Here is a 12,622-nt window from a genome sequence, read left to right on the forward strand (position 1 = left end):
GGGTCATTAGACCAGCTCATTCCAGGCGGCCAATAAACAGGGGGCATTCGCGGATAAATCCGTTCCTGGCCGGTGGGTTTGGTTGTGCTTGTTGGTGTTGAGTGTTACAGATTGTTTCTAGTCGCCTAATCTGGATGGGGAAACAATGACAACGACAAACACGACTGAAACGCCTTACACAGCGGAAGAGCGTGGCAAACGAATCTTTGCCATCGTAGGCGCCTCTTCGGGCAATCTTGTCGAATGGTTCGACTTCTATATCTACGCCTTCTGCGCCATTTACTTCGCTCCGGCGTTCTTTCCTTCCGATGATCCGACCGTCCAGTTGCTCAATACCGCCGGGGTGTTTGCGGCAGGGTTTCTGATGCGTCCGATCGGTGGCTGGCTGTTTGGACGAGTGGCCGACAAGCATGGCCGCAAGAACTCCATGCTGATCTCGGTGACCATGATGTGCGCCGGATCGCTGATCATTGCCTGCCTGCCGACCTATGCCTCGATTGGCGCATGGGCCCCGGCATTACTGCTGATGGCGCGGCTGCTGCAGGGATTGTCGGTAGGCGGCGAGTACGGCACTACAGCCACTTACATGAGTGAAGTCGCACTGCGCGGCAAGCGCGGTTTCTATGCATCCTTCCAGTATGTGACGCTGATTGGCGGGCAGTTGCTGGCGGTGCTGACCGTGGTGATCCTGCAGCAATTCCTCACTACTGAAGAACTGCGTGATTACGGCTGGCGCATTCCGTTCGTGATCGGTGCCGCAGCGGCAGTCATCGCCTTGCTGCTGCGTCGCACGCTCAATGAAACCACCACCGCCGAAAGTCGCCAGGACAAGGACGCCGGCAGCATCGCGGCGCTGTTCAAGCATCACAAGGCCGCGTTTATCACCGTGCTGGGTTACACCGCAGGCGGTTCGCTGATTTTCTATACGTTCACCACGTATATGCAGAAGTATCTGGTCAACACCGGCGGCATGCAGCCCAAGACCGCCAGTTACATCATGACCGGCGCGTTGTTTCTGTATATGTGCATGCAGCCGTTGTTCGGCATGCTGGCGGACAGGATCGGTCGACGTAACTCGATGCTCTGGTTCGGCGCACTGGGTGCAATCTGTACCGTGCCGATCCTGATGACTCTGAAAAGCAACACCAATCCGTTCTTTGCATTCGTGCTGATTACCCTGGCGCTGGCCATCGTCAGTTTCTATACCTCGATCAGCGGCCTGGTAAAAGCCGAAATGTTTCCGCCACAGGTGCGTGCGCTGGGGGTTGGTCTTGCCTATGCAGTGGCCAACGCGATATTTGGCGGTTCGGCCGAATACGTTGCCCTGAGCTTCAAGAGCAATGGCATGGAAAATACGTTCTACTGGTACGTGACGGTGATGATGGTGGTGGCTTTCCTGTTTAGCCTGCGCCTGCCGAAACAGCCGGCATATCTGCATCACGATCACTGATCGCTGTTTTGCGGGCACAAAAAAACCACCTGTCAAGGTGGTTTTTTTGTGGAGGTCAATCAGAACAATTGAACTGAAGGCTTCTCTTTGGCGATCGGTTGCGCGTCGCCGGTCTGCTCGTACCAGCCGCCGCCGAGGGCCTTGTACAGGTTGACCTCGCTGGTGAGCTGCGCCAGACGGTCAGTGATCAGCGTCTGTTGCGCGCTGAACAGGGTACGTTGTGCATCGAGGAAAGCCAGGTTGCTGTCGATGCCGATGCGGTAGCGACGTTCGGAAAGACGGTAGGAGTCCTGGTTGGCGGTGACGAAGTCACGCTGAGCCTGGAGCTGTTCGTCATACGTCTTGCGCGACGCGAGGCCGTCGGAGACTTCCTGGAATGCAGTCTGGATCGCCTTCTCGTAGTTGGCGACGTTGATTTCCTTCTGGATCTTGGCGTAGTCCAGGCTGGCACGCAGGCTGCCGGCGTTGAAGATCGGCAGGTTGATGCTCGGCTGGAACGACCAGGCACCCGAACCGCCCTTGAACAGACCGGACAGGTCCGGGCTGGCAGAGCCAGCGCTGGCCGTCAGGGTGATGCTCGGGAAGAACGCCGCACGTGCCGCACCAATGTTGGCGTTGGCAGCCATGAGGTTATGTTCGGCCTCCAGGATATCCGGACGACGTTGCAGCAAGTCGGACGGCAGGCCGACCGGCATTTCGGTCAGCAGGTCGGCAGACAGCGGCTGGCCCTCAGGAAGGTTTTCAGGCAGGGCAGAGCCCAGCAGCAGGGTCAGGTTGTTCTGATCCTGTGCGACCTGACGCTGGAACTGGGCCAGTCTGGCCCGGGCACTTTCGACCGAACTGCGCGACTGGCTCAGATCCAGTGCCGAAGCGACACCGACTTCATTGCTGCGCGAGGTCAGGCGATAGCTTTCCTCGAAGGTCTTGAGGGTGTCCTGAGTCAGCTTGAGCAGTTCCTTGTCGGCCTGCCAGGTCATATAAGCAGTGGCAACGTTGGCCACCAGACTGATCTGGGTGCTGCGACGCGCTTCTTCACTTGAGAAGTAGGTCTGCAATGCCTGCTCGCTGAGGCTGCGCACGCGACCGAACAGGTCCAGTTCATAGGAACTGATGCCGAGGTTGGCCGAGTAGGTGCTGGTGATGCCTGGCTCGCCGGTGGTCGACAGGCTGCCCGGTACGCGCTGGCGTGTGCCGCTGGCATTGGCCGATATTGCAGGGATCAGGTCCGCGCGCTGGATACGGTATTGCGCACGGAAAGCGTCGATGTTCAGTGCCGCGACCCGAAGGTCGCGGTTGTTGACCAGCGCAGCCTGGATCAGCTGTTGCAATGCCGGGTCGCGGAAGAACTGGCGCCAGCCTTGTTCGGCTGCTGCTCGTTCTGCGGTTTCTGCCGGCAGGTAGGCAGGCCCTTGCGGGTACTGCGCGGCCACCGGCGATTGCGGTTGCTTGTACTCAGGAATCAGAGAGCAGCCGCCGAGTATGAACGCGGTAACTGCCAGAGAAATCAGGGACTTGCTCATTGGCCAGCCTCATCGTGAGAGATAGGTTTCTGCTTGCTCTTGAAGAGCGCCGAGATCGATACGAAGAACAGTGGTACCCAGAAGATAGCCAGGACGACAGCGGTGATCATACCGCCAATTACGCCTGTACCGATCGAATGTTGGCTACCCGAACCTGCACCTGTGGAGATGGTCAGCGGGACCACACCGAGGATGAAGGCCATGGAAGTCATGATGATCGGGCGCAGACGCATCCGGCAGGCTTCGATTGCGGCATCGGCCAGACTCTTGCCCTGTTCGTGCAATTCCTTGGCAAATTCGACGATCAGAATGGCGTTTTTCGCAGCCAGACCTACAGTCACCAGCAATCCTACCTGGAAGAACACATCGTTGGACAGACCGCGCAGGCTGGTTGCCATCAATGCACCGATGACGCCCAGTGGCACGACCAGCATGACTGCGATCGGAATCGACCAGCTTTCATAAAGGGCCGCCAGACAGAGGAACACCACCAGCAGCGACAGTGCATACAGCGCAGGTGCCTGGGAGCCGGACAGACGTTCCTCATAGGACAGACCGGTCCAGGAGATGCCGATGCCAGCTGGCAGTTTCTTGGCCAGAGCTTCTACTTCGGCCATGGCCTCGCCAGTACTGTAGCCCGGTGCCGGAGTACCCAGAACTTCCTCTGCCGCCACGCCGTTGTAGCGCGACAGTTTCGGCGAGCCGAACACCCACTTGCCGGTGGCGAATGCCGAGAACGGCACCATCTCGCCAGCGCTGTTGCGGATGTACCACTTGTTCAGGTCTTCCGGGGTCATTCGTGCGCCTGAGTCACCCTGCAGGTACACCTTCTTGACTCGACCACGGTCGATGAAGTCGTTGACGTAGCTACCACCCAGGGCAATCGACAGCGTGCTGTTGATGTCCGAAAGGGTGATGCCCAGAGCACTGGCGCGCTCGTCGTCGATCAGCAACTGGTACTGCGGTTCATCATTCAGACCGTTCGGACGTACGCCTGCCAGAACCTTGCTCTGGGATGCCATGCCGAGGAACTGGTTACGCGCTTCCATCAGTTTTTCATGGCCTACGCCGCCCTGGTCTTGCAGGTAAACGTCAAAACCGGTGGCGTTACCCAGTTCCAGAACCGACGGCGGAACAACGGCGAACACCATTGCATCGCGGAAGCTGAAGAAGTGTGCCTGAGCACGCTTGGCCAGCTCGAATACGCTGTTTTCAGCCGAACGCTCGTCCCATGGCTTGAGCATCACGAAGGCGATGGCCGAACTCTGGCCACGACCTGCAAAGTTGAAGCCGTTGACCGAGAATACCGATTTGACCGCACCGCTTTCCTTGGTCAGCAGGTGGTCGCGCATCTTGTCGATGACCTGCTGGGTACGCTCCGACGAGGAACCGGCAGGTGTCTGGATCTGGGCGAAGATAACGCCCTGGTCTTCTTCGGGCAGGAATGCTGCGGGAATCCGGGTGAACATCCAGATCATGCCAACGCAGATCAGGACATAACCCAGATAAGCCGGGACTTTATGCTTGAGCATATTGCCCACGCCGCGCTCGTAGCTCTGCACACTGCGGTCAAAGTTGCGGTTGAACCAGCCGAAGAAGCCACGCTTGGGTTGGCCATGCTTCTCGTGGTCAATGGGTTTGAGCATCGTGGCGCACAGCGCCGGGGTAAAGATCAGGGCTACCACGACCGAGAGCGCCATCGCCGAAACGATGGTGATCGAGAACTGTTTGTAGATCACCCCGGTGGAACCACCGAAGAACGCCATGGGTAGCAGAACCGCCGACAGCACCAGCGCGATACCCACCAGTGCGCCCTGGATCTGTTCCATGGACTTGATGGTCGCCTCTCGGGGGGAGAGTTTCTCCTCTGCCATTACCCGTTCGACGTTTTCCACCACGACGATGGCATCGTCCACCAGCAAGCCGATGGCCAGGATCATGCCGAACATGGTCAGGGTGTTGATGGTGAAACCGAAGGCCGCGAGGATGCCGAATGTGCCCAGCAATACTACCGGTACAGTCAGCGTGGTGATGACAGTGGCACGGAAGTTCTGCAGGAACAGGTACATCACCAGGAACACCAGGACAATCGCTTCGCCCAGGGTATGCACAACCCCGGAAATCGATTCGCTGACCACTGGCGTGGTGTCATACGGGTAAACGACTTTCATGCCCGGCGGGAAGAACGGTTCGAGCGAGGAAACCGTCTCGCGGATCGCCTTGGCGGTGTCCAGGGCGTTGGCGCCGGTTGCCAGCTTGATTGCCAGACCGGAAGCCGGTTTGCCGTCGAATTGCGAGTCGACGCTGTAGTTTTCTGCACCGAGGCCTACGGTGGCGACATCCTTGATGCGAACCTGGGAACCGTCGCTGTTGACCTTCAGCAGGATATTGCCGAACTGCTCTGCGGTTTGCAGGCGGGTCTTGCCGATGATGGTCGCGTTCAGTTGCTGGCCGCCAATGGCTGGCAGCCCACCCAGTTGGCCGGAGGAAACCTGGACGTTCTGGGCCTGGATGGCGCTGCTGACATCGACCGGCGTCAACTGGAAGTTGTTCAGCTTGGCCGGATCGAGCCAGATACGCATGGCGTACTGGGCACCGAACACCTGGAAGTCACCTACGCCGGAGGTCCGGGATATAGGATCCTGCATGTTCGATACGATGTAGTTGGCCAGGTCTTCCTTGCCCATGCTGCCATCTTCTGAAACCAGACCGATCACCATCAGGAAGTTTTTCACTGCCTTGGTGACACGAATACCCTGTTGCTGCACTTCCTGCGGCAACAGTGGCGTGGCCAGGTTCAGCTTGTTCTGGACCTGAACCTGCGCGGTATCCGGGTTGGTACCCTGGTTGAAGGTTGCGGTGATGGTCATGCTGCCGTCGGAGTTACTTTCCGAACTGACATAACGCAGGTTGTCGATACCGTTGAGCTGTTGCTCGATGACCTGTACGACGGTGTCCTGCACGGTCTGTGCAGAAGCACCCGGGTAAGTCACCTGAATCGCGATGGCGGGCGGCGCGATGCTCGGGTACTGGTTGATAGGCAGTTTGAGAATCGCCAGAGAGCCGATCAGCATGATCACCAGGGAAATTACCCAGGCGAAGATCGGGCGATCAATAAAGAACTTCGACATGGGTTACTCCCCTTTGCTGCCTGCGGCTTTTTCAGTGGCCGGGGCAGGCGCCGGGTTTGCTCCTTTGACGTTGGTCGCCTCGGCGACTTTCACTTCCGCGCCCGGTTTGACGTACTGCAAGCCTTCAGTGATGACACGATCACCGGCGTTCAGGCCTTCTTCGATCAGCCATTCGTTACCCACGGTGCGGTTGGCGACCAGAGTGCGCAATTCGACCTTGTTGTCCTTGTTCACGATCAGGGCAGTCGGCGTGCCTTTCTGATCGCGGGTGATGCCTTGTTGTGGCGCGAGGATCGCCTGGGCACTGACGCCGGCCTGCAACTGGGCGTGGACGAACATGCCTGGCAGCAGGCGATGTTCAGGGTTCGGGAATACCGCACGCAGGGTCACGGAACCGGTGCCCTGATCGACCGAGACTTCCGAGAACTCCAGTTTGCCTTCCAGCGGATAGGCGCTGGAGTCTTCCAGGGTCAGCTTGACCTTGGCGGCGTTGTCGCCGGCTTTCTGCAGCTTGCCGCTGTCGAGGTCGGCACGCAGCTTGAGCATGTTGGCCGAAGACTGCACGACGTCGACATAGATCGGGTCGAGCTGCTGGATGGTTGCCATGGCTTCGGTCTGGGAACTGCTGACCAGCGCGCCTTCAGTGACCACGGAACGACCGATGCGGCCGGAAATCGGCGCCAGCACTTTGGTGTAGCGCAGGTTGATCTGGGCGGTCTGCAAGGTCGCCAGTGCTTCCTGGCTGGAGGCTACGGCGGTGTCGTATTCCTGGCGGCTCACGGCCTGCTCGTTGACCAGTTGCTTGTAGCGGTCAGCCAGAGACTTGGCCGACTGCAAGGTCGCCTGGGCACTGTTGGCGGTGGCTTCATAAAGCGCAGGGTCGATTTGATACAGCTGCTGGCCGGCTTTGACATCGCCGCCTTCAGTGAACAGGCGCTTGAGAATGATGCCGTTGACCTGTGGGCGAACTTCGGCAACCCGGAAGGCGGTGGTCCTGCCTGGCAGTTCGGTGGTCAGCGCATAAGGCTGGGCTTTGAGCGTGACGACGCCTACCTGAGGAATCTGGGCGGGCGGTGCCGCCTCTTCTTTTTTACTACAGCCACTGAGCAGTGTTGCCAGGGCGATGGCAGTGACCAGGACGGTAACAGCTGGCTTGAATTGCATGAAGATCCTCGGGGGCAGGAGCCTGTTTGCGCAAGGGAGTTGGAAGTGTAAAAAAATATTTCGGCTAGATAAGTAGCATGCTAAGGAATATACTTACATTCACGGTTGTTTGTAAACATCTTCTCACCCGGCGAGCAGCCTTATTTAGAGAAGGTTTTTGCAAGTTCGGGCCAAGGCCACACAAAAGCCGCCCGACCACGTTTTCAGGTCTTGATCGACAGGCCTGAAGCATTTTTTGAGGTTTATTGCCATGGTCCGTCGCACCAAAGAGGAAGCTCAGGTTACTCGCAGTCAGATTCTGCAGGCCGCCGAACAAGCGTTTTATGAGCGGGGCGTTGCCCGCACGACGCTTGCCGATATCGCGACGCTTGCCGGTGTGACGCGGGGTGCTATCTATTGGCACTTCACCAACAAGGCCGAGCTGGTGCAGGCCATGCTCGACAGCCTCAAGGAGCCGCTCGAGGACATGGCCCAGGCCAGCGAAAATGAAGAGGAAGCCGATCCGCTGGGCTGGATGAGAAAACTGCTGGTGCGTGTGTTTCATGATGTTGCACTTGATCCGAAAATACGGCGCATCAATGAAATCCTTTTACACAAATGCGAGTTCACGGATGAGATGTGTGATTTCCGGCGTCAGCGTCAAGCCAACGCTTATCTGTGTCATGAGCGAATCGGCCTGGCATTGAGCAACGCCGTGCGCCAGGGACAACTACCTGCCTCACTGGACATAACACGCGCCGCTGTCTGCCTTTTTTCCTACATCAACGGCGTCATGTATCAATGGCTGCTGGTACCTGACAGTTTCTCGCTACCGGATCAGGCTGAAAAGCTTGTCGACAGTTGCATGGACATGTTGCGGTTCAGTCCGGCACTGCGGGCCTGAGACGGCTCCGAAAAGGTGCTGGCTAATATAGTCCCGGGCGGCCTGCCATGAATAGGCTGTTTACCCACTGTTTACCTTTGCAATTACCCGTACAGCCTCTCTGGCCTGATGGAGGGGCTTCAGGATGACAATTGTCTTGTAGGAATCAGGTAGGACATTTCTTGATGCATGTAGCTGATTTCCCAAACTGATTTCCGCGTATTGCTCCGCTGTCAAACTCCCTTCAATCTTCGTCCCTTCACCAACAAACGGGAGGGAGGTTGCATGTTCTCAGGGAATCTTGCGCCCATATGCTCTGAAGTCAGCGTTAACTTCAGCAGTATTGAAATAACCCGATTTGGCTGTGAAAGGCAGGCGGCAGCTCCGGTCACGGCAGGTCCTTGCATGCCCGGCAGGGACGCCGCGCTGATCCGCAGGATCATCGGGAGGACAGGTGATGTCAGAAACTGTATCTGACCCTGTGAGGTTATTGGCCAGGCTTGCAGCTCAATCTGAACATCTGGCAGTGGATTGTTCCGAAGGTGTCCCGGTTGTCCGGCTGGGGCTGATTACCACGCTGTATTTCAAACAGGGCCATACCCAGGACGCCAAGCGTCGGGTCGAAGCCTGTTTTTCGCGTTTCTACGACACCTTCCGGCCGATGCTCAAATGGCAGCTTTACAACCGCATGCGGCGCCTGACGGCCTCGGGATTTGCCTCATGTCGGCGTCAGATCCTGCACAGCTCGCCGGATGCCCAGTTTGTCTGGTCGATTGCCAGCGCGACCCAGGCCGAAGTCGCCACTTACAGCCTGTTTGTGATGAACACCTCGCAAGGGCAGGCCGACAATGATCGTTCCTGTCTGAAAATGGTCCTGCCCTGGTCATACCTGGCCGAGCCCGATGGCTTGAAGAATTACGAGGCCTGGATCAGATACCTGTGCAGCGAGGTTCGCGCCGAGCACGGTTTTGGCGGTCTGGCCTGTGTGCTGCCGGGTGACGGGCATCATTATCTGCCGCTGGAATATCAGTTCGCTCAGGAATACACCGGGTTGATGGTCGATCCTGGCCCGCATATAGAAAGCCTGCGGCTGCTTGAGCACATCAAGGGTGTCAGCTGGTACACGGTGTTGGGCGAGTCGTTTGTGAAGCGGCTTGGCGGCAGTGATGTATTGCGGGGCAAGTTGAGTGTCTGCAGCGATATCGTTTTTCATACCTACAGCAATGGTTTGATGATTCGTGCCGGTGTTGTTCCACAACTGGGAAGCCGCGGAGAGGCGCCCGCAGTCTATGTGGCGGTCAACAAGATCATCAAGCCGATCCGCCTGCAGGACACCGGCTGCCTGCATCCCTATCTGGTGCCGGGAGTGGGCTTTACCAAGGAAACCACGGCGCAGTGGTACGCCCGTTTCGACGAAAAACCCGTTCCGCCGGTCAATGCCGGCGATGCCTGCCCCAGATCCGGCTATTGGTTCAGCAGTGCCAAGGTGGGTTCCCGGCGCTTTTTCAACCAGGGTGAAATCATGCCGGCATTTGCGCATATCAAGGCCGGACGAACCCAGTGGTTCTGGGCACAACAGGAAGACTGAGCGCTATTTCTGCTCCGCGCCGCGCAGCAAGTTGTTGGGCATCATCAGTGCCGTCGCCAGCCCCAGCAGCGAGACAGCCGCGCTGATCAGCAACAAGTGCCGGAAGGTCAATGCCAGTTCGGCCCGCAAGGCTTCAAGAGCCGGACCGCTGGCGCTGTTCAGACTGTCGATCAGGACATTGCCGGCACTGCCTTCGCCACCTATTGAGCCCGCCCCGAGCTGACCGACGCCAGTGCCTTGCAACATGGCCAGCAGCAGAGCCGACATCATCGCTACGCCCACAGCGCCGCCCAATGAGCGGAACAGGTTGGCGGTGCTGGTGGCTACCCCAATGTCCTTGATCGCGACGGCGTTTTGCGTACCGACCAGCGAGGTCGGGAACTGCATACCGCTGGAGATTCCGGTCAGGACCATGAACAGGCTGGTCAGCAGGACTGACTGTGCGGGACTGAACGCCATGCCCAGAATGGCGACGGGCATGAGCAGGGCGCCACAAAGTATCAGCGGTTGATAACGACCTGTCACGGCAGTCCTTCGGCCCGCGAAATAAGCGCCGATGGGGATCCCCATTGCCAGTGGCAGCAGGTGCAGGGCTGCGCTGTCGGCGCCGCCACCGGTGACGGTCTGGTAGCGCATCGGCATCAGGACGATCAGGGAAATGGCCTGGAAACTGGTAAAGAACACTGCGCTCCAGCACAGCACCGCGTTGCGATTGGCAAACAGGTGCATGGGCAGCAACGGTTCCTGAACCTTGCGTTCGTACCAGGCGAAAAGCGTCAGGGTGAACAGCGCAATTCCCAGGAGCAGCAGAACTCGCGGATTGCCCGGCCCGTGCCCCTGACCGATTTCAGTGATGCCCAGCAGCAGGCTGGTCAGGCCGATGATCATCAACACCGTGCCCAGATAATCGATGACCGGTTTACGTTGCGGCACCGGCAGGCCCTTCAGGGTGCGGCAAGCCACGACCCAGGCCACGATACCCAGAGGCAGATTGATCAGAAACACCCAGCGCCACGACAGGTACTCGGTCATCAGCCCGCCCAATACCGGACCTGCCACGCTGGCCACGGCATACATGCTGCTGAAATAACCCTGGTAACGACCCCGTTCACGAGGCGGAACGATGTCGGCAACGATGGCCTGGCTGACCGATACCATGCCGCCAGCCCCGATGCCTTGAAGTACTCGTGCCAGCACCAGTTGCTCCATGCTCTGGGCAAATCCGCACAGCAGCGAGGCAAAGGTGAACAGTCCGAGGCCAAACAGCATCAGCTTGCGCCGCCCATACAAGTCGCCCAGCTTGCCGTAGATAGGCACGGCTACGGTCAGCGCCACCATATAGGCAGCGATCACCCAGGCCAGCAGATCGACATCCTTGAATTGAGCGGAGATCGCGGGCATCGAGACAGCCACGATCGTCTGGTCCAGCGCACTGAGAAACACGGCCATCATCAGTGCGAATAAAATGCTGCGAATCGTCGGTGTGGTGTGCGCAAGACTGGTCAAGGTAAAACCTGAAGGCCGTATAAGGGCGCCCGAAAGGTGGCGGGGGAATGTGGACCAGTCTAGTCCGATAGCCTGCTAATCGATAGCTGACTTTGTATGGCCTGACGCGCTAGTGCTTGCCGGTCATCGCAACGCGCTGAGTGTTGCGCTGGTCGGTACGCAATGTCCAAAGGTGCAGATTGCGACTTTGGGCGCCTGGCGAGCCATTTCAATCCGATAGGCGCCTGCTGCGTACATGCCTAACACTGCGAGTACACCCACTACAGCCATGCATTTTCTTGTTTTTGCGCTCATGGTGCATTCCTCATTCCTGCCAGAGAAAGTGCCTGACTGGAGTGTAGGACAAGAATCAGGAATGAGAGCTATGCAGACTGTGTGAGGCCGGATTTATCCGCGATGACGGCATTCCAGGCACTACATCCTTTGCTGGATTTACCGGTCCTTCGCGAATGAGTTGGCTCCTGCTGGGGAGGGGAGCGGCTTGTGGGTTTAGAATGCTGTCTTTTGACTAACCCAACTTACAAGGTTCGCTATCCATGGCACGCAAGGAATTCAATGAATACGAGGCGGTTTCCGCGGTTGTTCCCGGTGAAGGCGGTTACAGCGCGGCGATTGCGGTCAAGGCGTTGAATGAGGTTGGCGCCCCGCGTTTTCATCGCGTATTGCCGGGGGAAAAGTTCAAGACCGCGCATGACGCCGATCTGGCCGCTACCAGAGAGCTGGAGCGGCTGACCGGCGTGGATGCCGAGGCTGAACTGGTCTGGGCCAACGAATGATCAGACGGTTGGCCGGTACATCTTGAACAGTGCTTCCGGCCCCAGTTGAAAGTAGTCGGCCGGGCCGCCACCGCGCAGGATCGGCTCGGCGGCTGCTGTGTCGTAGACACCATCCTTGAGCAGCCATTTGGCAATATGTACCGCCACTACTTCGCCCAGAATCAACCAGCTGGGCACCAGTTCCTGGTCGGCGCGCTGCAACTGCACGATCTGCGTGACCTTGCATTCAAACGATACCGGCGTCTCCAGTACCCGAGGCACGGCGACGATCTTCGAGGCCAGCGGCGTCAGGCCAGCCAGCTCGAACTCATTCACATCTGCCGGCACGGCCGCGCAACTCTGGTTCATGGCTTCGGCCAGAGGGCGAGTGGCCAGGTTCCAGACAAACTCGCCGGTCTGTTCGATGTTATTGAGGCTGTCTTTGCGTCCGACACTGCAAAAGCCAATGATCGGTGGAATGTAGTTGAAGGCGTTGAAGAAGCTGTAGGGCGCCAGATTCAGCTTGCCCTCGGCGTCCTGAGAGGAAATCCAGCCAATCGGGCGCGGACCTACGATAGCGTTGAACGGATCGTGGGGCAGGCCATGACCTTTGGCCGGCTCGTAGAAGTGAATATCGTCTGACATG

9 protein-coding genes are annotated in these 12,622 nt (G+C 58.3%); 4 read left to right on the forward strand and 5 right to left on the reverse strand.

Translation table 11 applies throughout. The features are described 5' to 3' along the window. Positions 1 to 145: 145 nt before the first annotated feature. Positions 146 to 1,450: an MFS family transporter gene (locus tag ALQ04_RS03355; protein ID WP_122314444.1), complete on the forward strand. Its 1,305-nt coding sequence runs from the start codon at positions 146 to 148 to the stop codon at positions 1,448 to 1,450. Between the two features lie 59 nt (positions 1,451 to 1,509). Here the strand turns inward: ALQ04_RS03355 and ALQ04_RS03360 are convergent, their stop codons facing one another. Genes ALQ04_RS03360 through ALQ04_RS03370 form a run of 3 tightly spaced genes read right to left on the reverse strand, consistent with a single transcriptional unit; the run spans position 1,510 to position 7,265 of the window. Beyond that, positions 1,510 to 2,970: an AdeC/AdeK/OprM family multidrug efflux complex outer membrane factor gene (locus ALQ04_RS03360; protein WP_122314445.1), complete on the reverse strand. Its 1,461-nt coding sequence runs from the start codon at positions 2,968 to 2,970 to the stop codon at positions 1,510 to 1,512. Further along, a complete protein-coding gene (locus tag ALQ04_RS03365) occupies positions 2,967 to 6,101 on the reverse strand; it encodes an efflux RND transporter permease subunit (protein WP_122314446.1) in 3,135 nt (1,044 codons plus the stop codon). Before ALQ04_RS03365 ends, ALQ04_RS03360 begins: the two co-directional genes overlap by 4 nt. Before the next feature lie 3 nt (positions 6,102 to 6,104). Continuing rightward, positions 6,105 to 7,265, reverse strand: a complete 1,161-nt coding sequence (locus ALQ04_RS03370) for an efflux RND transporter periplasmic adaptor subunit (protein ID WP_122314447.1) — start codon at positions 7,263 to 7,265, stop codon at positions 6,105 to 6,107. A 250-nt stretch (positions 7,266 to 7,515) separates the two neighbouring features. Between ALQ04_RS03370 and ALQ04_RS03375 the strand changes: the two genes are divergently transcribed. Next, positions 7,516 to 8,148, forward strand: coding sequence for a TetR family transcriptional regulator (locus tag ALQ04_RS03375; protein WP_122314448.1), 633 nt, complete (start codon positions 7,516 to 7,518; stop codon positions 8,146 to 8,148). A 436-nt stretch (positions 8,149 to 8,584) separates the two neighbouring features. After that, entirely contained in the window at positions 8,585 to 9,715 is a 1,131-nt protein-coding gene (locus ALQ04_RS03380) for a DUF3396 domain-containing protein (protein ID WP_122314449.1), read from the forward strand. Between the two features lie 3 nt (positions 9,716 to 9,718). Here ALQ04_RS03380 and ALQ04_RS03385 read toward each other — a convergent pair whose 3' ends face one another. Continuing rightward, entirely contained in the window at positions 9,719 to 11,221 is a 1,503-nt protein-coding gene (locus ALQ04_RS03385; protein WP_122314450.1) for an MDR family MFS transporter, read from the reverse strand. 536 nt (positions 11,222 to 11,757) lie between these two features. On the opposite strand from ALQ04_RS03385, the gene ALQ04_RS03390 reads away from it, so the two are divergent. Next, positions 11,758 to 11,997: a hypothetical protein gene (locus tag ALQ04_RS03390; protein ID WP_122314451.1), complete on the forward strand. Its 240-nt coding sequence runs from the start codon at positions 11,758 to 11,760 to the stop codon at positions 11,995 to 11,997. Here the strand turns inward: ALQ04_RS03390 and ALQ04_RS03395 are convergent, their stop codons facing one another. Beyond that, complete coding sequence (locus ALQ04_RS03395; protein ID WP_122314452.1) at positions 11,998 to 12,621, reverse strand: flavin reductase family protein; 624 nt, start codon at positions 12,619 to 12,621, stop codon at positions 11,998 to 12,000. It lies immediately after the preceding gene. Position 12,622: the final 1 nt, after the last annotated feature.

This window comes from Pseudomonas cichorii, assembly GCF_003700275.1.
Lineage (GTDB): Bacteria > Pseudomonadota > Gammaproteobacteria > Pseudomonadales > Pseudomonadaceae > Aquipseudomonas > Aquipseudomonas cichorii_B.

Coding starts and splice junctions, on each gene's coding strand:
- ALQ04_RS03355 (WP_122314444.1), top strand. CDS start 146: ATGACAACGACAAACACGACTGAAACGCCTTACACAGCGGAAGAGCGT.
- ALQ04_RS03360 (WP_122314445.1), bottom strand. CDS start 2,970: ATGAGCAAGTCCCTGATTTCTCTGGCAGTTACCGCGTTCATACTCGGC.
- ALQ04_RS03365 (WP_122314446.1), bottom strand. CDS start 6,101: ATGTCGAAGTTCTTTATTGATCGCCCGATCTTCGCCTGGGTAATTTCC.
- ALQ04_RS03370 (WP_122314447.1), bottom strand. CDS start 7,265: ATGCAATTCAAGCCAGCTGTTACCGTCCTGGTCACTGCCATCGCCCTG.
- ALQ04_RS03375 (WP_122314448.1), top strand. CDS start 7,516: ATGGTCCGTCGCACCAAAGAGGAAGCTCAGGTTACTCGCAGTCAGATT.
- ALQ04_RS03380 (WP_122314449.1), top strand. CDS start 8,585: ATGTCAGAAACTGTATCTGACCCTGTGAGGTTATTGGCCAGGCTTGCA.
- ALQ04_RS03390 (WP_122314451.1), top strand. CDS start 11,758: ATGGCACGCAAGGAATTCAATGAATACGAGGCGGTTTCCGCGGTTGTT.
- ALQ04_RS03395 (WP_122314452.1), bottom strand. CDS start 12,621: ATGTCAGACGATATTCACTTCTACGAGCCGGCCAAAGGTCATGGCCTG.